The following is a 22,947-nucleotide window of genomic DNA, read 5'->3' on the forward strand; positions in this document are numbered from 1 at the left end:
GTGGCTCAGCTGGCGTTTGCTTCGTCCTTGACGTAGGCGCGCACGATGATCACGTCCTCGGCAGGTACGTCGGCATGCATTCCGCGGCGGGTGGTTTCCACGGCAGTGATGCGCTCGACTACATCCATGCCCTCCGCCACTTCGCCGAATACGCAGTAGCCCCAGCCCTGCAGCGATTTGCCGCTATGGTTGAGGAAGTCGTTCTCGGCCACGTTGATGAAGAACTGGGCGGTGGCGGAGTGGGGATCCTGGGTGCGGGCCATGGCCAGGGTGCCGGTCAGGTTCTTCAGCCCGTTGTCGGCCTCGTTTTCGATCGGATCGTTGGTCGGTTTCTGGTCGAAGTTCTGATCGAAGCCGCCGCCCTGGATCATGAAGCCGGGAATGACGCGATGAAACAGGGTGCCGTCGTAGTGGCCGTCGCGTACGTACTGCTCGAAATTGGCTGCGGTCTTGGGCGCCTGTTCGTGATTCAGAGTAATGGCGATGTCGCCGAAGCTGGTCTCGAGAATGATCATCGGAATTTCCTGTGAGGAAGTTGCCTGAGAGATAGGAGCGCGCCTTGGCGCCGTGCATGGGCGTGGCGTTATAATAGCCGTTTTGCATCGATGCGCGAAGCGTGTCGGGTTCATCGACATTTCGGGCCCACCCAGACTCGCGATCCAACCAGAGGTTTGCCGCAACAACATGACCACAGAAAACGCCAGTGCGCCGAATTTCATCCGCAACCAGATCCGCGACGAGATCGAGGCCGGTCGTGCCGACAAGGTCGTCACCCGCTTCCCGCCGGAGCCCAACGGTTTTCTGCATGTGGGGCACGCCAAGTCCATCTGTCTCAACTTCGGCCTGGCCGAGCAGTTCGGTGGGGATTGTCACCTGCGCTTCGACGACACCAACCCGGCCAAGGAAGAGCAAGCCTACATCGACGCCATCAAGGAGGACGTCAGCTGGCTCGGCTTCGAGTGGGCGGGGCCGGTGCGCTACGCCTCCGACTGCTTCGATCAGCTCTACGCCTGGGCGCAGCATCTGATTCGCGAGGGCAAGGCCTACGTGGACGATCTCTCGCCCGACGAGATCCGCGAATACCGCGGCACGCTGACCGCGCCGGGCCGTCCGAGCCCCTGGCGCGAGCGCAGCGTCGAGGAGAACCTCGACCTGCTCGAGCGCATGCGGGCCGGCGAGTTCAACGAGGGTGAGAAGGTGTTGCGGGCCAAGATCGACATGGCCTCGCCCAACATCAATTTGCGCGATCCGATTCTCTATCGCATTCGTCATGCCCATCACCACCAGACCGGTGACACCTGGAAGATCTATCCCTCCTACGATTTCGCCCATGGTCAGACGGATGCCATCGAGGGGGTGACGCACTCCATCTGCACCCTGGAGTTCGAAGACCACCGCCCGCTCTACGAGTGGTTCCTCGACAACCTGCCGGTGCCGTGCAAGCCGCGCCAGATCGAGTTCGCCCGGCTCAACATGAACTACACCCTCACCTCCAAGCGCAAGCTCAAGCTGCTGGTGGATGAGGGCATCGTCGACGGCTGGGACGACCCGCGCATGCCGACCATATCCGGCATGCGTCGGCGCGGCTATACCCCGGCGTCGATCCGCAAGTTCTGCGAGATGATCGGCGTGACCCGCGCCGACGGCGGTCTGGTCGACATTGCCATGCTCTACCATGCCATCCGTTCGGATCTGGAGGACAACGCCCCGCGTGCCATGTGCGTGCTGAATCCGCTCAAGGTGGTGTTGACCAACGTGCCGGAGTCCCACGAGGAGGTCTACGAGGTGCCGGGCCATCCGGCCCGTGAGGACATGGCGCTGCGCCGCGTGCCCTTCACCCGCGAGCTCTACATCGACCGTGACGACTTCATGGAGGAGCCGCCGAAGAAGTTCTTCCGCCTGGCGCCGGGGCAGGAGGTGCGCCTGCGCAACTCCTATGTGATCCGCTGCGACGAGGTGGTGAAGGACGCCAGCGACGAGATCGTGGAGCTGCGCTGCTCGGTGGATTTCGACACCCTGGGCAAGAACCCCGAAGGGCGCAAGGTCAAGGGCGTGATCCACTGGGTCAGCGCCAGCCATGCGGTGCCGATGGAGGTGCGTCTGTACGACAATCTGTTCCTGGTCGAGCAGCCGGACAAGGACAAGGACGCCGACTTCCTCGAGCATCTCAACCCCGAGTCGCTGCAGGTCTGTCAGGCCATGGGCGAACCGAGCCTGGCCGATGCCGCCCCCGAGTCGCGCTATCAGTTCGAGCGGGTGGGCTACTTCTGTGCCGACCGTCACGCTTGCCGCGACGGCAAGCTGGTGTTCAACCGCACCGTCGGGTTGAAGGACAGTTGGGCAAAGATACAGAAGAAGGGCTGACATGCAGATCTACAACACGCTGACCCGCCGCAAGGAGCCATTCACCCCGATCGAGCCGGGCAAGGTGCGCATGTACGTTTGCGGCATGACCGTGTACGACTACTGCCACCTGGGCCACGCCCGGGTGATGGTGGCGTTCGACGTGGTCACCCGCTACCTGCGCTGGCGCGGCTTCGACGTCACCTACGTGCGCAACATCACCGACATCGACGACAAGATCCTCAAGCGGGCCGACGAGAACGGCGAGACCATCGCCTCGCTCACCGAGCGCATGATCGCCGCCATGCACGAGGACGAGGCGCGCCTCGGCGTGCTGCGCCCGGACCGCGAGCCGCGGGCCACCGGCCACGTGAGCGAGATCATCGCCATGGTCGAGACCCTGATCGACAAGGGCTATGCCTATCCGGCCGCCAACGGCGACGTCTACTACCGGGTGCGCAAGTTCGAGGGCTACGGCAAGCTCAACAACCGCAATCCCGACGAGATGCGCGCTGGCGCCCGGGTCGAGGTCGACGAGCACAAGGAGGACCCCCTCGACTTCGTGCTGTGGAAGGCGGCCAAGCCCGGCGAGGCGAGCTGGCCCTCGCCCTGGGGCGAGGGGCGCCCCGGTTGGCACATCGAGTGCTCGGCGATGTCGACCTGCTGCCTGGGGGATACCTTCGACATCCACGGCGGCGGCCCGGACCTGACCTTTCCGCACCACGAGAACGAGATCGCCCAGAGCGAGGCGGCCACCGGCAAGCCTTACGTCAATACCTGGATGCACGCCGGGGCGGTGCGGGTGAACCAGGAGAAGATGTCCAAGTCGCTGGGCAACTTCTTCACCATCCGCGAGGTGCTCGAAGTCCACGACCCGGAAGTGGTGCGCTACCTGCTGGTGGCGAGCCACTACCGCAGCCCGATCAACTACGCCCCGGAGTCGCTGGCGGATGCCCGCAAGTCCCTGGAGCGGTTCTACAATGCCTTGGATGGCGTTGGGGTGGGTGGAAAAGATGAGAAAACCATTCAGAACGAGCGTGCGCTCGCCAAAGCTGTTTATGATGACTTCGAAGACCGCTTCATCGTCGCCATGGACGACGACTTCAATACCGCCGAGGCGTTGTCGGTGCTCTTCGACTTGGCCCGCGAACTGAACCGGGCCAAGAAGGAGGCGCCAGCTCTTGCGTCAGGCCTGGCGCAAGAGCTGCGTCGTCTGGGCGGCGTACTGGGGCTGTTCGGCCAGGATCCACAGGCCTTCCTCAAGGGCAACCAGGCGGCGCTGCCGCTGAGCGAAGAGCAGATCGAAGCGCGCATCGCCCAGCGTGCCGAGGCCAAGCAGGCCAAGGACTTCGCCGCCGCCGACGGCATCCGCGACGAGCTCGCCGCACTCGGTATCGTGCTCAAGGATTCCCGCGAGGGAACGAGCTGGGTCTACGAGCCACCCGAGCAGTGAGCCTCGTGCCTGCAGTACGCATACGCCCGGCCTCTGGCCGGGCGTTGTCGTTTCACCTGGGCGTGCGCGGGTAGGGCGGCAGCGGTATCTGCAATGGCCAGCTGTCGTCGACGACGAACAGCCGTCGACGAGCGCTGCCCGGGCCGGCGGAGCCGAGCAGTGCAATCTGCACCGGCGAGGCGGGCCGTGAGAAATGCTGCGCCAGACGCGCCTCGACGTCGTCCAACGGCAGGAAGGCCTCGTCCCGCGGCAGCGCCAGCCAGTGCGGCTTGACCAGCCAGGCGGCGCGGGTGTCCCGCCTCAGTCCGTCGCGCAGTCGCCGCCAGTCGCGCCAGTGGAGCCACTCGCCGCGCAGATGATCGGTCGTTGCCTCGTGCGGTGCCGGCAGCGGCCGGTGCCAGGGATAGAACAGCACGCCGGGCATCGCCAACTGTTGCCTTATCGTCTCCGTCCGTGCGGGGCCGATGTCGCGGGGCTGGGTGTGCTGGTGGATGGTCTGCCGGGTCTCGGCATGCTCGGTCAGACGCAGTTGATGACGGTCCATATGCTCGCGCTTGGTGGCGAGGCTGTCGGCGCCGCCGGGACCGATCCAGCGTGCCTGGCCGTCGTTCGGGCCGGGGCCTTGCGGCAGGCCCAGGTAGAACTTGATGGCCACTTCGAGATGAATGGGCGTGGGGTCGTGGCGACGGCGGTAGAGCAGGTCGAGCTCCCCCAGGGTGCGTTTGCCCTGGTGAATGCGAAGATTGCTGGCGAGCAGACGGGTGCCCGGCGCAGTGTCGAGCAGAAATTGCCACAGGCGCTCGTGATAGTGGCCCATGCGGCCATCGACGGTGCTGCCCGCCCGGCGCTCGAGGCCCTCGGGGTTGGCTTCCAGTTCGTCGAGGTAGGCCAGCAGACGCTCGTCCCGTTCGAGGCCGAAGTCCGCCCGGCTCGGGCGTCCGGGCCAGGGCATGGCGATCAGGTCCGGCGCCATGACGATCCAGGCCAGATCGCGCACCAGGGGGTGATGGCAACGGGCGAGCAGGGCGGTACCGTCCGCATCCATGGGGAGCTCCGCGTTGAGAACGGGTCTGACAGTCAAACTGTACACGCCTTATACTCTACCGACATACCCATAGGATGGTGATGATCATGAAACGCTACTTGTCTGTGGCGGCCGTGACGGCCGGTTCGCTGCTTTTCGCCGTCGGCGTGCATGCCGGTGACCCGGTCACGGTATCTTCCAAGATCGATACCGAGGGCTCGGTGCTGGGGCAGCTGATCATTCAGCGCCTGGAGCAGGGCGGCATCCCGACGCAGGACAGGCTGCAGCTCGGCGCCACCAGCATCGTCCGGCAGGCCTTGCTGAACGGCGAGATCGACCTCTATCCCGAGTACACCGGCAACGGGGCCTTCTTCTTCGACATGACCGACAGCGATGTCTGGCACGATGCCGAGAGCGCTTTCGAAACGGTGCGTGAACGAGACGCCGAGAACGGTCTGGTGTGGCTTGCGCCGGCCCAGGCCAACAATACCTGGGCCATGAGCGTGCGCGGCGACCTGGCCCGGGAGCATGGCCTCGAGACCCTCGAGGACCTGGCCGAGTATCTCGACGGCGGCGGGGAGTTCAAGTTCGCCGCCAGCGCCGAATTCGTCGAGTCCGAACAGGCACTGCCGGCGTTTCAGCAGGCCTATGGCTTCGAGCTGAGCAGCGATCAGCTGCTGGTGCTCTCCGGCGGCAATACCGCCGCTACCATGCGTGCCGCCGCCCAGCAGACCAGCGGGGTGAATGCCGCCATGACCTACGGCACCGACGGCGGGCTCAGCGCGCTCGACCTGGTGGTGCTGGAGGATACGCTCGGGGTGCAGCCGGTCTATCAGCCGGCGCCGGTGGTGCGCGAGGAAGTGCTCGAGGCCTACCCGGAGATTGCCGAACTGCTCGCGCCGCTGTTCCAGTCCCTCGATCTGGAAATTCTGCAGGAGCTCAATGCCAAGGTGGCGGTGGAAGGGCTCGATCCGCGCCAAGTCGCCGAGGAGTATCTGGCCGAGCTGCAGGACTGAGGCGTGGGCGAGACCAGGCAATCTCCCAACTGGGTCCTGTCGAGCCTGATGCTGGCCGCGACGGTTGCCTGGCTGACGCTGGACGCCGTCAGCGTTGCGCCCAACCGTATCGTACCGGGCACTCCCTACACCGCGCTGGAGGTGATAGGGGGCTGGCCGGCGCTGCTGATGGCCGTGCCCATGCTCGCCGTGGTGGTGCTGGCCTGGCGGCCGCAGCGTAAGGGGCTGACGCTTTCCCTGGGCGTGGTGATGGCTCTGCTGGCGCTGCTACCGCTGTGGCTCTCGGCGACGACGGCGGTGCTGGTGGACCCGGAGATGCCCCAGGCACGGGTGGGTATCGGCAGTGCGCTGTGGCTGCTGCTCTTCCTGCTGCTGCTGGTGCTGATCGAGCTACGTACCCGGCTCGGCATGTCGCGTGCGCTGGGCTGGCTGCTGCTGGTGCCGATGCTGCTCGGCTGGTGGCTGGCGCTGTCACTGTGGCTGGAGCCGCTGGCGCTGCTGCGTGAATACCACGCCCGCAGCGACCAGTTCGCCAGTGCCGTCCAGCAACATCTCGCGCTGGTCGGGGCGGCGGTGGGGGCCAGCCTGGTGGTGGCCTCTCTACTGGTGCTGGCCATGCGCAGGCACACCGGGGTACGCCGTGTCGGCTTCGGCGTGCTCAACTTTCTCCAGACCATCCCCAGCCTGGCGCTGTTCGGCCTGCTGCTGGCCCCGCTTGCCTGGCTCGGCGCGCGGGTCGATTGGCTGGCGGCGCTGGGGGTCAGCGGCATCGGCTGGGCGCCGGCCTTCCTGGCCCTGCTCGGCTACAGCCTGCTGCCGATGGTGCGCAACATCTTCGTCGCCCTGGAAGAGGTGGCCCCGGCGGTGATCGAGTCCGCCCGCGGCATGGGCATGGCCCGACGCCAGGTCTTTTTGCAGGTGCGCCTGCCGCTGGCACTGCCGGTGGTGCTGGAGGGCGTGCGCATCACCACCGTGCAGGCCATCGGCCTGACGGCGGTGGCGGCGCTGATCGGTGCCGGCGGGCTCGGCACCTTCATTTTCCAGGGATTGGGGCAGGCGGCCATGGACATGGTACTGCTCGGCGCCTTGCCCATCATCGGACTGGCGCTGATCGCCGATGCCTTGCTCGGCGCCTTGAGTGAACGTCTTCGCCCGGGAGGGGCCGCATGATCGAACTGTTCGACGTGACCAAGCGTTTCGGCGACGAGACCGCCGTGGACGATATCACGCTGCGTGTCGAGAAGGGCGAGCTGTGCGCACTGGTCGGCACCTCGGGCTGCGGCAAGTCGACCACCCTGCGCATGATCAATCGCCTGATCGAGCACGACGGCGGCGAGATCCATCTCGACGGCCAGCCGGTGCGCAGCTTCGACGAAGTCGCCCTGCGACGGCGGATCGGCTACGTCATCCAGAGTACTGGGCTGTTTCCCCACTGGACGGTGGCGCGCAACATCGGCCTGGTGCCGCGCCTGCTGAAATGGCCCAAGGGCAAGGTGCGCGACAGGGTGGAGGAGCTGATGCAGCTGCTGGGCCTGCCCGTGGCGGAGTTCGCCGACAAGTACCCCCGCCAGCTCTCCGGCGGCCAGGCGCAGCGTGTCGGCGTGGCGCGAGCCTTGGCCGCCGACCCTGACATTTTGCTGATGGACGAGCCTTTCGGGGCCCTGGACCCCATCACCCGGGCCACTCTGCAGGGCGAGATGCGCGAGCTGCAGGCGCGCCTGCACAAGACGGTCGTCTTCGTTACCCACGACATGGACGAGGCGCTGGCACTCGCCGACAAGCTGGTGGTGATGCACCAGGGTCGGATCGTGCAGCAGGGCACGCCCATCGATCTGCTGCGCGAACCGGCCAATCCCTTCGTCGAGTCGCTGCTGGGCGGCATGGACCGCGGCCTGAAAGAGGCGGCGCTGATCCAGGTCAGCGAGCACATGCTGCCACTGGGTCCGCGCCTGCTGGCCAGCGAGCGGATTCCCTACGGCGCTTCATTGAGCCAGGCGCTGTCGGTCATGCTCTGGCACCGGGTCGACCGGCTGACGGTGGTCGACGAAGAGGACATTCCCATCGGCGAGCTGTCGCTGCGCCGCCTGCTCGGAGCCAAGGTGCCATGAGATCGGCTAGCTTGATGGCGACACAGGGCCCGGCGCTGCAGCGGTGGCTGGCGCCGATCGTGTGGCTGAGCCTGCTGCTGCTGCTGACCCTGGGCATGGGGCAACTCGAGTGGCTGTTCCGTCTGCTCGAGCCCGACCTGCGGCAGGTGATCTATCGCCGCGCCGATTTTCTGACCCTGCTGGGGCAGCACGTGCTGGTAGTGGGCATCGCCTCGCTGCTGGCGGTGGTCGTTGGGGTCTCCGCCGCCGTGGCCGTCACTCGCGAGTTCGGCAGGGACTTCCTGCCGCTGGTGTCGCAGCTTGCCTCCATCGGCCAGACCTTCCCCCCCGTGGCTGTCCTGGCGCTCGCGGTGCCTGCACTGGGGTTCGGCACGCTGCCCATCATCGTGGCGCTGCTGCTATATGGCCTGCTGCCCATCGTGCGCAACACCCTGGCCGGCATCGACAGCGTCGATCCGCAGGTGCATGAAGCGGCCCGCGCCATGGGCATGACCCCGTGGCAGGTGCTGCGCCAGGTGGAGCTGCCGCTGGCCGCGCCCTTCATCCTTGCCGGTATCCGCACCTCGGTCACCATCAATATCGCCACCGCCGCTCTGGGCACCACCGTGGGGGCAAGCAACCTGGGCGACCCGATCATTTCCGGCATCGTCAACGGCAATACCGCCTACATCGTCCAGGGGGCGGTGCTGATCGGTCTGTTGGCGCTGGCCGTGGACAGTCTGTTCGAGCGTTTGCAGCGGCGCGCCTAGAGAGTGGCTGAAGCCCGCTCGGCGCGGGCCTCGGTACTCAGGCCGATATCTTGATCGCTGGCGTACTCACGGAGCGTTCGGCTGTGACACGCTGGTGTGATAGTGCATTCGTCGTAGAGAGGGGGGGTGTACAGCAAAATAGGTGCGTTTAGATTCATCTTACGTTAACGTCAACTTTTCCAGCGTTGGCGATCTGCTGGAGAGACCCTCTGGCAGACGGCTACATTAGAGTCAACACTGCCCTCACGAGGGGCGGCACTCCTCCTGCCATTACCCAAGGACCAGGAAGATGACAACAACACACGATGTCCACACGCCGAGCTTCATGACCGGCGACGAATTCCACATCCCCACCTTTCGCCTGCTGCAGCAGGACGGTTCCCTGTGCGAAGGCGCCGAGGCGCCGGAGCTGGACCGGGACAAGGCGCTCAGGATCTACCGTGCCATGCTCGTCACCCGCGTGCTCGACGAGCGCATGATGGCGGCGCAGCGTCAGGGCCGGCTCTCCTTCTACATGCAGTGCACCGGCGAGGAGGCCGCGGTGATCGGTGCCACCGCAGCGCTCGATGATGCCGACATGATCATGGCCCAGTATCGTGAGCAGGGCGCGCTGGTCTATCGCGGCTTCAGCTACGACGAGTTCATGAACCAGCTGTTTGGCAACGAACTCGACTACGGCAAGGGCCGGCAGATGCCGATCCACTACGGCTCGCGCAAACTGCACTACATGACGATCTCGTCACCGCTGGCCACTCAGATCCCCCAGGCCACCGGCTACGCTTATGGCCAGAAGCTGGCCGGCGAAGGCCACTGCACCATCACCTTCTTCGGCGAGGGGGCGGCCTCGGAGGGCGACTTCCACGCCGCGCTGAACATGGCGTCGGTGCACAAGGTGCCGGTGATCTTCTTTTGTCGTAACAATGGCTACGCCATCTCGACGCCGGCCAGCGAGCAGTTTGCCGCCGACGGGATCGCGCCGCGGGCGTTCGGCTATCGCATGCACGTGATTCGTGTCGACGGCAACGACGTACTGGCCGTCTATCGTGCCACCCAGGAGGCGCGCAAGATCGCCGTGGAGCAGAACCAGCCGGTGCTGATCGAGGCCATGACCTATCGCCTGGCGGCTCACTCCTCGTCCGACGACCCCTCGGGCTATCGCTCGCGCAAGGAGGAGGAGGCCTGGCGCGAGAAGGATCCCATCCTGCGCATGCAGCGCTGGCTGATCGACGGCGGCTGGTGGAGCGAGGAGGAGGAGAAGGAGCTTCAGGAGAGCCTGCGCCGCGAGGTGCTCGAAACCATGAAACGCGCCGAGAAGCGTCCGCCCCCGCCGCTGGAGAGTCTGGTGACTGACGTCTATGCCGACGTCACGCCGGCGCTGCAGCGTCAGCTCGATGCCCTCAAGACCCACATCCGCAAGCACCCCGATGCTTATCCAAAGGGCGCCCGCTCGCTCGATCCCGACGTCAGGCCGGGTGGTGACCACAAATCCAGCGACGAGCAGGGAGGAGCCTGAGATGCCAAGAATGAACATGCTTCAGGCGATCAACAACGCGCTGGACATCGCCATGGCCGAAGACGAGAAGGTGCTCTGCTTCGGCGAGGACGTGGGCGTATTCGGCGGCGTCTTCCGCGCCACCAGCAATCTGCAGGAGAAATACGGCCGCGCCCGCTGCTTCAACACGCCGCTGGTGGAACAGGGCATCATCGGCTTCGCCAACGGCTTGGCGGCACAGGGCTCGGTGCCGGTGGCCGAGATCCAGTTCGCCGACTACATCTTTCCTGCCTTCGACCAGATCGTCAACGAGACCGCCAAGTTCCGCTTCCGCTCGGGCGATCTGTTCAACGTCGGCGGTCTCACCATCCGCACGCCCTACGGTGGCGGCATTTCCGGCGGCCTCTACCATTCGCAGTCGCCCGAAGCCTACTTCGCCCACACCCCCGGCCTCAAGGTCGTGGTGCCGCGCAATCCCTACCAGGCCAAGGGGCTGTTGCTCTCGGCCATTCGCGACCCGGACCCGGTGATCTTCTTCGAGCCCAAGCGTCTCTACCGAGCCGCGGTGGGCGAGGTGCCCGAGGAGGATTACCAGCTGCCCATCGGCGAGGCCGAAGTTACCAAGGAGGGCAGCGACATCACCGTGCTCGGCTGGGGCGCGCAGATGGAGGTGATCGACCGCGCCGTGGAGCTGGCCGAGAAGGAGGGCATCTCCTGCGAGGTTATCGACCTGCGCAGCATCCTGCCGTGGGACGAGGATACCGTGGTGGAGTCTGTGCTCAAGACCGGCCGGCTGGTGATTACCCACGAGGCACCGCGCACCGGTGGCTTTGCCGGCGAGATCGCCGCCACCATCCAGGAACGCTGCTTCCTGTACCTGGAGTCGCCCATCGAACGGGTGACGGGCCTGGACACGCCTTTCCCGCTGACGCTGGAGAAGGAGTACCTGCCCGATCACCTCAAGATCTTCGAAGCGATCAAGGCATCCGTGGCGTTCTGACGCCCGATATCAGGACAGGAGAGAACGATGAGCGATTTCATGCTGCCCGATATCGGCGAAGGTATCGTGGAGTGCGAAGTGGTCGAGTGGCGGGTGAACGAGGGCGACGAGATCGCCGAAGACCAGCCGGTGGTCGAGGTGATGACCGACAAGGCGCTGGTCGAGATCACCGCTCCCGAGGCGGGTCGTGTGACCCGGCTGTACGTGGCCAAGGGCGACATCGCCAAGGTGCACGCGCCGCTGTTCGCCTATGAGGCCAAGGGGGAGGTGGAGTTCGAGACACCGCCGCGACCCGCCGCACGGGAAGAGGACGAAGTGGCAAGCCCGGCGGCGGAAGCGCCGCCGCCTGCCCCTTCCGCCGCACATGCCGGCGGAGCCGGTGTCGCCGCCAAGGATTTCATTCTACCCGACATCGGCGAAGGCATCGTCGAGTGCGAAGTGGTCGAGTGGCGGGTCAGCGAGGGCGACGAGATCGACGAGGACCAGCCGCTGGTCGACGTGATGACCGACAAGGCGCTGGTGGAGATCACCGCCCCCGAAGCCGGCACGGTGACCAAGCTCCACGTGGCCAAGGGCGATATCGCCAAGGTGCATGCGCCGCTGTACGCCTATGTACCGGCGCATGCCGAGCCGGGCGAGGCGCGAGTCGACGTCAGCCAGCCGTCGCACTTCGCGCCCCAGGCGGCGCATAGCACGGTGGCGCAGAACAAGGCGACACAGAACATGGTGGCGCCGGTGGCAAGCGGCGGTCGCGGCCCCTACGGGCGCACTCCGGCGAGCCCCGCGGTGCGCCGTCTGGTACGCGAGCACGGTCTGGAGCTCGAGGCCGTTGACGGTTCGGGCAAGGACGGCCGGGTGTTGAAGGAAGACGTGCTGCGCTTTCTCGAGCAGGGCTCCCAACAGCAGGGCTCTCAGCAGCAGGGCGAGGCGCCTACCGCTCGATCGGCCGGCCATGCTCCGCAGACCGAAACGGCGTCTAGCGGTGCCCCGTCACGGCGTGACGCCGGCGAGGTTCGCGTCGAGCCGATTCGTGGCGTGCGCGCGGTGATGGCGCGGCGCATGGTCGAGTCGGCCAGCACCGTGCCGCATTTCCACTACGGCGAGGAGATCGACGTCACCGAACTGCTGGCCATGCGCGAGCGGCTCAAACCCGTGGCCGAGGCGCAGCAGGTGCGGCTGACGCTGATGCCCTTCTTCATGAAGGCGCTGGCGCTGGCGGTGCGTGAGGAGCCGCTCCTCAATGCCCGGCTCAACCCCGAGGTCACCGAGATCCACTACCTGCCGGAGGTGAACGTGGGCATGGCGGTTGACAGCAAGGCGGGGCTGATCGTGCCTAACGTCAAGCGGGTGGAGCAGCGCAGCGTGCTCGAGGTGGCCCGCGAAATCCAACGGTTGACCGCAGCGGCCCGGGAAGGTCGCGTGGCCCAGGAGGATCTCAAGGATGGCACCATCAGCATCTCCAACATCGGTGCCTTCGGCGGCACCTATGCGGCACCGATCATCAACGTGCCGGAGCTGGCCATCGTCGCCATCGGCAAGAGCCAGTGGCTGCCGCGTTTCGACGAGCGCGGCGAGGTGGTGAAGCGGGCGATAATGACCGTGACCTGGGCGGGCGACCACCGGGTGATCGACGGCGGCACCATCGCGCGCTTCTGCAATGCCTGGAGAGGCTACCTGGAAAGCCCGGAAACCATGCTGCTGCATCTCGGCTAGCCGGACGAGCCGTCTCGCAATGGATCATCCGATGACGGCTCCCAGCAACAGGTGAACACCCATGTCTCAGGCAGCGCTGCAGCAGTTCTACATCCCGGAAGAGCAGTCGATCTATCTGCTCAGCCACGATGATGCGCGCAAGCTCAAGGCGTGGGTGGCGCTGTGTCAGGCCCAGCTCGAACAGCTGGGCTACCGTGACATCGCGCTGATCGGCAAGGGCGCCTACGGCTTCGTCTTTGCCGGTATCACGGCCCATGGCGAGGAGTACGTGTTCAAGTTCACCCGGGTCAACCTGCCCCAGCAGATTCAGGATCGTCTCGAGGAGGAGGCGTTCATGCTGGAGCAGGTCGATCATCCCCGGGTGCCACGACTGATCGCCTTTCAACGCGTGCGCAACCAGTCGATCCTGGTGATGCAGCGCGCTCCTGGGCTCAACCTGGAGGAGGTGTCGCTGCGTCAGGGTCGTCTTTCGCCGCGCCTGGTGGTGCGCATTGCCGATCAGCTCGCCGACATCCTGCGCAGCCTGCGGCGTGAAACCGGCCCGGCGGGGCGACCCATCGTGCACGGTGACATCAAGCCCTCCAACCTGGTCTTCGATGCCCGCCGCGAGGAGGTCGCGCTGATCGACTGGGGTTCGTCGGTGTTCGCCCAGCTCGATGCCAACCAGCAGTTCGTGGCGGCCAACGTCATGGAGCTGATGTCGGACAACCTGCAGCAGACCAACGCGCGCCTGGGCGACGTCTATTTCATCGGCGAGGAGCAGCTCAACGGTGCGCTGTCGTCGCCGCGTTTCGACGAGCAGGGCACGGCCGGCACCCTCTATGCGCTGGCCTCGGCGCAGTCGTGTCGCTTCGGCCATCGCGCCATTCCCGCCACCTCGCTGGGGCTGCCGATGGAGTTCGCCCGCATGCTCGACGGCATGCTCGATCCGGACCCGCGGGTGCGTCTGCGCGCGGGCGATCACTTCATCCGCGAGATGCCGCGCCTGGCCCGGGTAGTGATGATCGATCTGCCCGGTGCGCCCGAAGTGCCGCTGGTGCCGACCTGGGTGCGGTCCATGACGCGGGAGATCGACACCGTGGTCTACAGCTCGCGCAAGGCGTTCCTGCGTGAGGAGGGCGGGGCGGAAACGCTCAACGACGTCAACGACGTGCAACTGGACCGCTACTACAAGAACTTCATGCAAGGCATGGGCGAGACCGAAAAGGCCTTTCTCGCCGCAGTCAGCCGACTGGGCAAGTATCCGGTGGTGGGTGGCCTGGCCGTGCGCTGGGAAGCCGATGGCGTCTACATCGACACCTCGCTCAACCTGCACGACTCCTCGCTCAAGCCGGCTTTCGTGGCGGCGGTGAACAACATGGTCAACCTGGCGCGTGCCATCTATCGCCAGGGCATCTTCAAGAGCTGCCTGTTCAACGCCCGCGATACGCTGCACCTCGACCGTGCCAGCCCGTCGCATCCTTTCGTCATCGAGCCCGGCATGCAGCTGCGCTACGAGGTCAGCGCCGTGCCCGAGCTGGAAGACCGCAGCCGGCTGCACAGCTACTTCGAGGACGGCCCCGACCCCGAGGAGTTTCTGGTGCTGCCGGAGCCGATCATCACCTCACTGGAAGCGCTCAACGACATTCACCACACCGGCATGATCATCTTCGAAGCGCTGCCCCAGCATCTCAAGATCCACAGCTACTACCGCCTGCTCGATCCATCCCGCGAGGCGGAGTTTCGCGAACGTCTCGAAGACATTCTCGATGCGGTGGGGCTGATCGAGGGGCTGGGGGTTTCCGGGTTCATGAAGATGCCCTACAAGGACACGCGCTTCTTCGCTCACGTGGAGCGGCAGCCGGAGCGCTACTATCCGCGCAATCCGAGGGAGGAAGGCGCCCGGCACCCATAGGGCCGGGCGCATTTCCTAGCGGCTCATGCTTTGTGGCAGGTAGAGGGCGATCTCGGGGAACAGGTGCATGAGCGCGATGGACAGCATCATCAGCAGGAAGAAAGGCAGCGTGGCCTTGGTGATGGTGAGGATGTCCTTGCCCGTGAGGCCCTGGATCACGAACAGGTTGAAGCCAACCGGCGGTGTGATCTGGGACATCTCCACCACGATCACCAGGTAGATGCCGAACCAGATCAGATCGAAACCGGCGGCGCTCACCAGCGGCATGATGATGGCGGTCACCAGCAGGATCAGCGAGATGCCATCGAGGAAGCAGCCCATCACCAGCAGCAGCAGCGTCAGCGCCACCAGCAGCATGGTCGGTGAAAGGCCCATCTCGCCGATAGTGCGGGCCAGCTGCATGGGCACCTGGGTGAAGCCCATGGCCGAGGTCAAGAACGAGGCGCCGGCGATGATGAAAGCGATCATGCAGGCGGTGCGAATGGCGGCGAACAGCGAGTCGCTGAAGATCTTGACGTTGAAGCTGCCGTTCCAGCGCGCAATCAGCATCGACAGCACCACGCCGACGGCCGCGGCCTCGGTGGGCGAGGCAAGCCCGCCGTAGATCGACACGATGATACCGCCGATCAGCAGCAGGATGGGCAGTAGCTCCAAGGTCTGGCGCAGCTTCTGGCCCAGCGGCATGGACGATTCGTCGGCGCCGGTGAGGCCCTTGCGATTGCCGCTCACCAGCGACCAGACGATGAGGTAGGTCATGAACAGGGCGAGGATCATCAGGCCCGGGCCGATGCCGGCCATGAACAGCCGCGAGATCGACTGCTCGGTGACCACGCCGTAGACGATCAGCACGATGGAGGGGGGGATCAGCAGCCCCAGCGTCGAGGCACTGGCCAGGGTGCCGATGGCCATGTTGCTGTCATAGCCGCGGCGTTCCAGCTCCGGTAGCGTCATCTTGCCCACCGTGGCACAGGTGGCCGCCGAGGAACCGCACACGGCGGCGAACATGCCGCTGCCGATGATGTTGGTATGCAGCAGGCGGCCGGGCATGCGGTTGAGCCAGGGGGAGAGGCCGCGGAACATGTTGTCGGCGAGGCCGGAGCGAAACAGGATCTCGCCCATCCAGATGAACATCGGCAGGGCGGTCAGGTCCCAGCCGTAGCTGGCACCCCAGAAGTCCGAGGCGAGAATCGGGCCAGGGGCGAAGGGGCTGAAGAAGGCCAGCGCGACCCAGGCAGTGCCGATCAGGGCGAAAGCGATCCACACCCCGCTGCCGAGCAGGACGGCCAGCGTCATTATCGTGGCCAGGCTGAGTATCAGCACGTGACATTACTCCGTGTGGTTGAGTGCGGCTCAGTGAATGTCACTGTCGTCTGTGGCCGTCGCCTCGCGGAAGCGACTCGGCTCGCGAATGGCGATACGCAGGGTCGTCACCAACGCCTCTGCCAGGGCCAGGCAGAGCAGTGCCACGCCGGTGGCCAGCACCGTCTGGGGAATCCACAGCGGAATCGACAGGAAGCCGGAGGAGACGTCGTTGAACATTCGGCTCTCCCTTGCAAGCTCCACCAGGCCGTAGCCGAGCAGCAGGCTGATGGCCAGCGCGATCAGCAGACAGAAGACCTCGAACCAGACCCTGATAGCCGATGGCAGCCGTGATATCAGTAGCGTGACGCGGATGTGAGCGTGATGCACGAAGGTGTAGGCAAGGCCGAGGAAGGTCGCACCCACCAGCAGATAGGAGGCGATCTCCGAGACGCCGGTGATGCTGAGCCCCAGGCGTCGCATGCCGATCAGCACGAGCAGGGCATCGACCAGGCGAAACGAAACCTGCAGCGCGATCAGGGCGCAGATGGTCACCATGCAGGCGGCCGCGCCCCAGGCGCCCAGACGGTAGAGGGCATTGAACTTGAAGGTCATGACGCGAACCTCGAGGCGAGCGTGAAGGGGGGGCGTGGCGGCAAGCCGCCACGCCGGGGGTCGGGCTCAATCCTGGCGCTGCTGCTGGTACTCCTCGAGTACCTGCTGGGCCTGCTCGCCGGCGCGATCTTCCCAGGCCGAGAAGAGCCGGTTGCCGGCTGCCTGCAGAGCTTCCGCAACCTCCTCGTTCGGCTCGGAGACGGTGATGCCGTTCTGCTGCAGCGCTTCGAGGCTGGCCTGGTTGTCGTCACGGCTCATCTGCCAGCCGCGCTCCTCGGCCCGTGCCGCCGCTTCGAGCAGCGCTTCCTGAGTGGCTTCGTCCAGGCGGTCGAAGGCGCGCTGATTGATGAACACGATGTTCTTCGGCAGCCACAGGTTGGCGTCGGTGTAGTGGGAAACGTAATCCCAGGCAGTCATCGAGTTGCCGGTGGAGCTAGAGGTGATCATGGCGTCCACCCGGCCGGTGCTGAACGCCGTGGGAATGTCCGACTCCTCGGTTTCGGTGGGGTTGCCGCCCAGGTAGTCGACGAAGCGCTGGGTGTTGATGTTGGGGGCACGCACCCGCAGACCCTCGAACTGCTCGGCATCGTTGAGCTCGAAGTCGGTATAGATACCCTGGGCCGGCCAGGACACTGCGTAGAGCGGCATCATGCCCTGATTGGCGAACAGTTCGGTGATCAGCGGCTTGGTGGCCTGCCACAGTTCGAAGGCTTCCTCGTAGCTGCCGGCCACCCCCGGGAGGGTATCGACCTCGAAGATGGGATCCTCGTTGGAGAGGGTGGAGAGAAAGATCTCGCCGGCCTCGATGGTGCCACGGCGTACCGAAGGCTTGATCTCACCGTGGGCCACCAGCGAGCCACCGCTGTGGACATTGATGGTCAGTTCGCCACCGGTGGCTTCCGCCACGTCCTCGGCGAACTGCTTCACGTTCTTGGTATGAAAGCTGGCATCGCCATAGGGGGTGGCCATGGTCCACTGCGCGGCACTGGCTGTCGTGGAGAGGCCGCAGGCAGCGGCAATCAGCACGGAGCGGGACAGGATCTTGTTCATTTTGGTCTCTCTAGTTGGAGTTGTGTGGGTGGCGTCAGAGCGCCTATGGGTGAGTTGCGGGTCGTATCGGCCTCACCCAGCGGCCGGAAAAATCGCTTGTCCTCATGTTGGTGTCGCGTGACTGTGCATAGCGCTCGGCGCATTGCTGTGCCAGCAGACCCACGCTGCGGCAGAACCGAGGATGGCTGCCGATGCGCCAGATCACGTCGTAATGCATGTCCGGCAGGGGCTGCGGTAGCTCGATCCGGTAGAGCTGGCCCTGGCGCCATTCGTCGAGTACGGTGGCGACGGGTAGCGCGCCGATGCCGAGCCCTTCCGTGGTCATGCGCACGATGGTCATCAGCGTGCTCACGCTGTGGATACGGGGCTCCGCCACGCCCTGGCGGTCCAGGTACTCCACCAGCTCCTCATAGGGTCTGGCTCGTTTGCCGAAGGAGATGAAGGGCAGGCTGCCAAGCCAATCGCTGCCGTGTGCCGCGATCGTCTCGACATGGTCGGGCGAGACGAACATGCCCATCTCGTAAGGGCTCAGCGGCACCTGGTCGATGCGCTCCGGTTCCAGGTAGCCGTTCATCGCCAGCAGGATGTCCAGGTCGTTCTTGGCCAGCCGGCGGTTGAGCGCCGGCGAGTAATCGACGCTCAGCTCGATGGTCAGCTGTGGGTAGCGCTGTGTCAGGCAGCGCATGAAGTCCGGCAGCCAGCTGTGTGCGATGGTCTCGATGGCGCCGAGGCGCAGAGGGGCGGAATAGTTCTCCTCGTCTTCGAACAGCTTCATCGCCTCGTCACGCTGCTGAAGAAGACGCTCGGCGTGGACGAAGAACTCGCGTCCGCGCATGGTGGGCTGGATCGGTCTGGCCGAGCGCTCCAGCAGCACCTCGCCCACGCTGCTTTCGAGACGCGAGATACGCTCGGAAATCGACGGCTGGGTCAGGTGCAGGCGCATGGCCGCCTTGCGGAAGGAGCCCAGCCTCACCGCCCAGACGAACGCCTCCAGCTCCTTGAAATCGAGCATCTGCGAATCCGGCTCAAGACTTCTTGAACAGCTGTTCTTCGCGATTCTTGAACGCCTTGAACTCCAGGGCATTGCCGGAAGGATCGTAGAAGAACATGGTGGCCTGTTCCCCCGGCTCGCCCTTGAAGCGGATGTAGGGTTCGATCTCGAATGCCACGCCATGCTCACGCAGCTTCTGCGCCAGGGCTTCCCAGGCATCCATCTCCAGCACCACGCCGAAATGGGGAACCGGCACCCCATGCCCGTCCACCGGATTCTTGTGGCTGGAGACCGGATTCTCCTTCAGGGCCGGATTGAGATGGCAGACGAACTGATGGCCATAGAGGTCGAAGTCGACCCAGCTCGCCGACGAGCGGCCTTCGGGGCAGCCGAGAAAGTCACCGTAGAAGCGTCGAGCCTCTTCGATGTCATGCACCTGTATGGCCAGATGGAAAGGATCTTTTACAGCCATCAGACTACTCCTTTATTGGCGTTATATTGGCTTGCTTCGTTTTATTGATAATCGCGAAGCGACATGGCGTCAACCATTTTTCCACAGAATAACAATGTGATAGGAGACGCCGATATTGAGTATCGTGAAAAACGATTGGCATTGAAAAAGTGCGCTCCATATAGTGTCCATCATCACAAGAACAGTTCAAAACAGTGCAAAACAGGAGTCGCCCCATGGCCGTGCCACTGCTCAATTGCGATATGGGAGAGAGCTTCGGTAACTACACGTTGGGGCTGGACGACGAGGTCATGCCCTACGTCGACTGCGCCAATATCGCCTGCGGCTTTCACGCTTCCGATCCCCATGTGATGCGCCATACGGTGCGACTGGCGGTGGAGCATGGCGTCAAGGTCGGCGCTCATCCGGCCTATCCTGACCTGATGGGGTTTGGTCGTCGCTCCATGGCCTGTTCTCCCGCCGAAGTCGAGGATCTGGTGCTGTATCAGATCGGCGCGCTGGCCGGCATCTGTCAGGCGGAAGGAACGGCCATTCGCTACGTCAAGCCGCATGGTGCATTGTACAACGACATGGCGCGGGACCCCGAACTGCTAAAGGCCGTGATGCGTGCCGTGACCAGCTACGATCCCAGCCTGCCGCTGATGCTGATGGCGACCGCCGACCCCGAGCCGAGTCGCCGGCTGGGCGCCGAGATGGGTATCACCCTCTGGTTCGAGACCTTTGCCGATCGTGCCTACGATGCCGGCGGGCATCTCGTCTCACGCCGCTTGCCGGGCGCGGTGCACCACGACCAGGCGACCATCGTCGCCCAAGCCGTGCGTCTGGCTCGTGGTGAGCCGTTGGCGGCCATCGACGGTACGCCTCTGCAGCTGCCTTGCGATACGCTCTGCGTGCATGGTGACAACCCTGAATCGGTAGCCGCCGTCCGGGCTATACGCGAGGCCTTCCACGAGCTGGAACGGGCGTGACGATGCCCTTGCAGATCGAGCTGGCGGCAATGGACGTGCTCATGGTGCGTCTGTTCGACGCTATCGACGAGGCCAACATGGGCTGGATCGTGGCTGCCGATCGCGCCCTGCGCGATGCTTTCGGTGACGAACTCATCGACCTGGTGCCCTCCTACACCACGCTCATGCTGCACTACGACGCAGTGCGGGTGTCCCATGACGAGGCCATCCGGCGCATCAAGCGCGTGCTCGACCGCCTGGAGCCGGCCGACACCGCGCTGGGCCAATGTCATGAGGTGCCGGTCTGGTATGACCTCAGCGTCGGGCCGGAGCTCACCCGGGTGGCCGAGCGAGCAGGTATCGCGGTTGAGGAGGTGGTTCGTCGCCATTGTGGTCGTGACTATTACGTCTTTGCCCTGGGCTTCGCACCCGGTTACGGCTTCATGGGGCTGGTGGAAGAGGAACTGGCCACCCCGCGGCTGAAAACGCCCCGGCGTCGAGTGACCGCGGGCAGTGTGGGCATCGCCGACCGCCAGACCGCGATCTACCCGCTGACCTCGCCCGGCGGATGGAACATTCTCGGACGTACCGCTTTCCCGCTTTTCGAACACGCCCGCCGAGGCGAACCCCTGCTGAGACCGGGCGATCGGGTCCGTTTCAAATCCATCAGCCGCGAGGAGTTCGAGCGGCAGGGTGGCGATACGACGTTGCTGGAGAGTGCGCCATGAGCGCTTCCGACAAAAGCGCGCTGCGAGTCGTGCGGGCCGGGCCCCTGGCGCTGCTGGTGGACGACGGCCGCTTCGGGGTACGCCACCTTGGAGTCACTCAGGGTGGGGCTGCCGATTGGTTCTCGTTCCGTTGGGCCAACTGGCTATTGGGCAATGCGCTGGATGCCGCGGCGCTGGAAATCGTCATCGGTGGCGGTCTCGAGCTGGAAGCGGAAGCGGACTCGACGCTGGCGCTGATGGGAGCTGATCTCGATGCCCATCTCGATGACCGTGCCCTGAGTCCTGGCGCCACGTTCACCATGCGGGCCGGCCAGCGGCTGGTCTTCCGTCAGCCGCGTAATGGTCTGCGAGCCTACCTGGCCGTGCCCGGTGGACTCGAAGCCCCTCTGGTGCTGGGAAGTCGCAGCGCCACGCCCCGGGAGCAGTTGGGCGGGCTGCACGGTGACGGTCGTACGCTTCAGGTCGACGACACGCTGACGTGGCATGGACGAGGTGCCACGACTGGCCGCCGTCTGCCGTTCGATCCGGCAATCAGCATGACGCTTTCGGGAAACTGGCTGGCATTGGTACCCGGCGCACAGATCGGCCATTTCAGCGGTGCCAGTCTCGCTCAGGCCTTCAACCTACCCTGGCGGGTCGATGATCGTGCCGATCGTATGGGGGTCAGGTTGGTGGGGCCGATTCTGCACTGCCAACTGGGCGGCATGATCTCCGAGGGCATACCGCTGGGCGCGGTTCAGGTGCCGCCCGACGGTCAGCCGATCGTCCTGCTCAACGATCGTCAGACCATCGGTGGGTATCCGCGTCTCGGTGCGCTGACGCCGCTTGCTGCGGCGCGACTGGCTCAGTGCTTGCCGGGGCACGAAGTCAGGCTCGTTGCCACCTCCCGCGAGCACGCGCTACGTGCACACAGCCGCTGTCTGGCCGCCTTCCGCTGAACGCAGAAGGGCCAATGGAAATCAGGCGCCCAGGCCGCTTTCGCGCAGCAGCTGATCGAGAGAGGGTTTCGCGGTGACGGAAGGAGCGCTGACGGCGTCTTCGAGCAGCAGCTGGGATTCCAGATCGTACATGCCCACGGCCAGGCAGCGTTCGATCAGTTCGCTCTTGCTCTGGCCGGTACTCTGGGAGAGTCGCTCCAGACGAAGTTCGATGTCGCGTGAAAACCGCAGCAGATGTGGCATTGGCGTCTCTCCATCGGGCCTTGGCAGCCGAGGCTGTATCCGGCCGCGCTTGGCTGGCATGTCTTCAACATAAGCCGCCGGCGGCGGCCTGTCATCAGCGATTCTCGCGTAACGACATGACAGGACAATGACCGGCCCGGTATCAGGCTAGTCCCCGTCGAGTCATGACCTGGGTGATGATGGGCACCGGGGTCATCAGGTGCTCTCGCATCATCTCGGCGGCGCGTGTGGCCTCGCGGGCCAGGATCACCTCGACCAGGGCGGCGTGCTCCTGACGCTTGCGCTCCAGTGCTTCCTCCGAGAAGACCGTTTCACGCAGCCACAGATGGCGGTAACGTTCCACCTGATCGAACAGGCTCTCGCGCACCTGCAGCAGATGCGGTGAGCGACAGCCGCTGGCGATGGCGGTGTGGAATGCCTTGTGCCGGGCATCCCACACGTCCAGCATTTCGTCGGGACTGTTCACCTCCATGACCTTGGCCAGGGTGTGCGCCTTGGCCAGGATCTCCGCTTCCCAGCTATCGTCGCCACGCTCGATGGCCAACTGCAGGACCAGGCCCTCCAGCTGCGCACGGGCGTCATAGAGGTCGGCGAGCTCGGCCAGCGACATGGGCGCGACGCGGTAGCCACGCTGGCTGATCGCCACTACCAGGCGTTCGGCGACGAGCTGCGACAGCGCCTCGCGCAGAGGGCCAATGCCCAATTGATAGCGTTCCTTGAGCCGGCTCATCAGCAGTTTTTCGCCGGGCTGGAAGACGCCTCGTGTGATGTCGCGCTTTAGCCAGCTGTAAGCGCTGATACCCAGGTTCTGGCGTGGCGAGCTATCCATCGTCATTGTCGCTGTTTCCTTGCATTTTCGCCCATGATAACCA

Annotated in this window: 22 protein-coding genes; 13 read left to right on the top strand and 9 right to left on the bottom strand. The window is 65.0% G+C overall.

The window, feature by feature from the left end; all coding sequences use genetic code 11:
- Nucleotides 1-5 precede the first annotated feature (5 nt).
- Nucleotides 6-515 carry a peptidylprolyl isomerase gene (locus tag HOP53_RS03710; RefSeq protein WP_234268741.1) on the bottom strand — a complete coding sequence of 170 codons (510 nt, stop codon included), beginning with the start codon at nucleotides 513-515 and terminating at the stop codon, nucleotides 6-8.
- A 169-nt stretch (nucleotides 516-684) separates the two neighbouring features.
- Here HOP53_RS03710 and HOP53_RS03715 point away from each other — a divergent pair, with 169 nt between their 5' ends.
- Both HOP53_RS03715 and cysS read left to right on the top strand, forming a co-directional pair.
- Nucleotides 685-2,364, top strand: coding sequence for a glutamine--tRNA ligase/YqeY domain fusion protein (locus tag HOP53_RS03715; RefSeq protein ID WP_234268742.1), 1,680 nt, complete (start codon nucleotides 685-687; stop codon nucleotides 2,362-2,364).
- Nucleotide 2,365: 1 nt separating this feature from the next.
- A complete protein-coding gene (gene cysS / locus HOP53_RS03720) occupies nucleotides 2,366-3,796 on the top strand; it encodes a cysteine--tRNA ligase (RefSeq protein WP_234268743.1) in 1,431 nt (476 codons plus the stop codon).
- 52 nt (nucleotides 3,797-3,848) lie between these two features.
- Here the strand turns inward: cysS and HOP53_RS03725 are convergent, their stop codons facing one another.
- Entirely contained in the window at nucleotides 3,849-4,841 is a 993-nt protein-coding gene (locus HOP53_RS03725) for a DUF1853 family protein (protein ID WP_234268744.1), read from the bottom strand.
- A gap of 80 nt (nucleotides 4,842-4,921) precedes the next feature.
- On the opposite strand from HOP53_RS03725, the gene osmF reads away from it, so the two are divergent.
- The 8 genes from osmF to HOP53_RS03765 all read left to right on the top strand — a co-directional run bounded on the left by osmF (nucleotide 4,922) and on the right by HOP53_RS03765 (nucleotide 14,792).
- Nucleotides 4,922-5,836: a glycine betaine ABC transporter substrate-binding protein OsmF gene (gene osmF, locus HOP53_RS03730; RefSeq protein WP_422677588.1), complete on the top strand. Its 915-nt coding sequence runs from the start codon at nucleotides 4,922-4,924 to the stop codon at nucleotides 5,834-5,836.
- Between the two features lie 3 nt (nucleotides 5,837-5,839).
- A complete protein-coding gene (locus HOP53_RS03735; protein ID WP_234268746.1) occupies nucleotides 5,840-7,006 on the top strand; it encodes an ABC transporter permease in 1,167 nt (388 codons plus the stop codon).
- Complete coding sequence (locus HOP53_RS03740; RefSeq protein ID WP_234268747.1) at nucleotides 7,003-7,944, top strand: ABC transporter ATP-binding protein; 942 nt, start codon at nucleotides 7,003-7,005, stop codon at nucleotides 7,942-7,944. Before HOP53_RS03735 ends, HOP53_RS03740 begins: the two co-directional genes overlap by 4 nt.
- Complete coding sequence (locus HOP53_RS03745; RefSeq protein WP_234268748.1) at nucleotides 7,941-8,693, top strand: ABC transporter permease; 753 nt, start codon at nucleotides 7,941-7,943, stop codon at nucleotides 8,691-8,693. The genes HOP53_RS03740 and HOP53_RS03745 overlap by 4 nt, the downstream gene beginning before the upstream one ends.
- Before the next feature lie 289 nt (nucleotides 8,694-8,982).
- Nucleotides 8,983-10,206 carry a thiamine pyrophosphate-dependent dehydrogenase E1 component subunit alpha gene (locus HOP53_RS03750; protein ID WP_234268749.1) on the top strand — a complete coding sequence of 408 codons (1,224 nt, stop codon included), beginning with the start codon at nucleotides 8,983-8,985 and terminating at the stop codon, nucleotides 10,204-10,206.
- Between the two features lies 1 nt (nucleotide 10,207).
- Nucleotides 10,208-11,185, top strand: coding sequence for an alpha-ketoacid dehydrogenase subunit beta (locus HOP53_RS03755; protein WP_234253981.1), 978 nt, complete (start codon nucleotides 10,208-10,210; stop codon nucleotides 11,183-11,185).
- Nucleotides 11,186-11,212: 27 nt separating this feature from the next.
- Nucleotides 11,213-12,898: a dihydrolipoyllysine-residue acetyltransferase gene (locus tag HOP53_RS03760; protein WP_234268750.1), complete on the top strand. Its 1,686-nt coding sequence runs from the start codon at nucleotides 11,213-11,215 to the stop codon at nucleotides 12,896-12,898.
- A gap of 61 nt (nucleotides 12,899-12,959) precedes the next feature.
- Nucleotides 12,960-14,792 carry a protein kinase domain-containing protein gene (locus tag HOP53_RS03765; RefSeq protein WP_234268751.1) on the top strand — a complete coding sequence of 611 codons (1,833 nt, stop codon included), beginning with the start codon at nucleotides 12,960-12,962 and terminating at the stop codon, nucleotides 14,790-14,792.
- A gap of 15 nt (nucleotides 14,793-14,807) precedes the next feature.
- On the opposite strand, the gene HOP53_RS03770 is transcribed toward HOP53_RS03765, so the two are convergent.
- From HOP53_RS03770 to HOP53_RS03790, 5 genes are all read right to left on the bottom strand, one after another.
- Nucleotides 14,808-16,112: a TRAP transporter large permease gene (locus HOP53_RS03770; RefSeq protein ID WP_234268752.1), complete on the bottom strand. Its 1,305-nt coding sequence runs from the start codon at nucleotides 16,110-16,112 to the stop codon at nucleotides 14,808-14,810.
- A gap of 30 nt (nucleotides 16,113-16,142) precedes the next feature.
- Complete coding sequence (locus HOP53_RS03775) at nucleotides 16,143-16,706, bottom strand: TRAP transporter small permease (RefSeq protein ID WP_234268753.1); 564 nt, start codon at nucleotides 16,704-16,706, stop codon at nucleotides 16,143-16,145.
- A 66-nt stretch (nucleotides 16,707-16,772) separates the two neighbouring features.
- A complete protein-coding gene (locus HOP53_RS03780; RefSeq protein WP_234268754.1) occupies nucleotides 16,773-17,756 on the bottom strand; it encodes a TRAP transporter substrate-binding protein in 984 nt (327 codons plus the stop codon).
- Between the two features lie 43 nt (nucleotides 17,757-17,799).
- The gene (locus HOP53_RS03785) at nucleotides 17,800-18,768 is read right to left on the bottom strand and encodes a LysR family transcriptional regulator (protein WP_234268755.1); all 969 of its coding nucleotides are present in this window, start codon (nucleotides 18,766-18,768) and stop codon (nucleotides 17,800-17,802) included.
- A 13-nt stretch (nucleotides 18,769-18,781) separates the two neighbouring features.
- On the bottom strand, nucleotides 18,782-19,219 hold the full coding sequence (locus HOP53_RS03790; RefSeq protein WP_234268756.1) for a VOC family protein: 438 nt from the start codon (nucleotides 19,217-19,219) through the stop codon (nucleotides 18,782-18,784).
- 215 nt (nucleotides 19,220-19,434) lie between these two features.
- Here HOP53_RS03790 and HOP53_RS03795 point away from each other — a divergent pair, with 215 nt between their 5' ends.
- The 3 genes from HOP53_RS03795 to HOP53_RS03805 are packed head-to-tail and all read left to right on the top strand — an operon-like array spanning nucleotide 19,435 to nucleotide 21,832.
- Complete coding sequence (locus HOP53_RS03795) at nucleotides 19,435-20,187, top strand: 5-oxoprolinase subunit PxpA (RefSeq protein ID WP_234268757.1); 753 nt, start codon at nucleotides 19,435-19,437, stop codon at nucleotides 20,185-20,187.
- A 2-nt stretch (nucleotides 20,188-20,189) separates the two neighbouring features.
- Nucleotides 20,190-20,894, top strand: a complete 705-nt coding sequence (gene pxpB / locus HOP53_RS03800) for a 5-oxoprolinase subunit PxpB (protein ID WP_234269686.1) — start codon at nucleotides 20,190-20,192, stop codon at nucleotides 20,892-20,894.
- On the top strand, nucleotides 20,891-21,832 hold the full coding sequence (locus HOP53_RS03805; protein WP_234268758.1) for a 5-oxoprolinase subunit C family protein: 942 nt from the start codon (nucleotides 20,891-20,893) through the stop codon (nucleotides 21,830-21,832). Before pxpB ends, HOP53_RS03805 begins: the two co-directional genes overlap by 4 nt.
- Before the next feature lie 21 nt (nucleotides 21,833-21,853).
- Here the strand turns inward: HOP53_RS03805 and HOP53_RS03810 are convergent, their stop codons facing one another.
- Together HOP53_RS03810 and csiR are read right to left on the bottom strand one after the other, a co-directional pair.
- Nucleotides 21,854-22,075: a hypothetical protein gene (locus tag HOP53_RS03810; RefSeq protein WP_234268759.1), complete on the bottom strand. Its 222-nt coding sequence runs from the start codon at nucleotides 22,073-22,075 to the stop codon at nucleotides 21,854-21,856.
- A 142-nt stretch (nucleotides 22,076-22,217) separates the two neighbouring features.
- On the bottom strand, nucleotides 22,218-22,904 hold the full coding sequence (csiR, locus tag HOP53_RS03815; RefSeq protein WP_422677602.1) for a DNA-binding transcriptional regulator CsiR: 687 nt from the start codon (nucleotides 22,902-22,904) through the stop codon (nucleotides 22,218-22,220).
- Nucleotides 22,905-22,947: the final 43 nt, after the last annotated feature.

The sequence above is a fragment of the Billgrantia ethanolica genome (genome assembly GCF_021404305.1).
Classification (GTDB): domain Bacteria; phylum Pseudomonadota; class Gammaproteobacteria; order Pseudomonadales; family Halomonadaceae; genus Halomonas; species Halomonas ethanolica.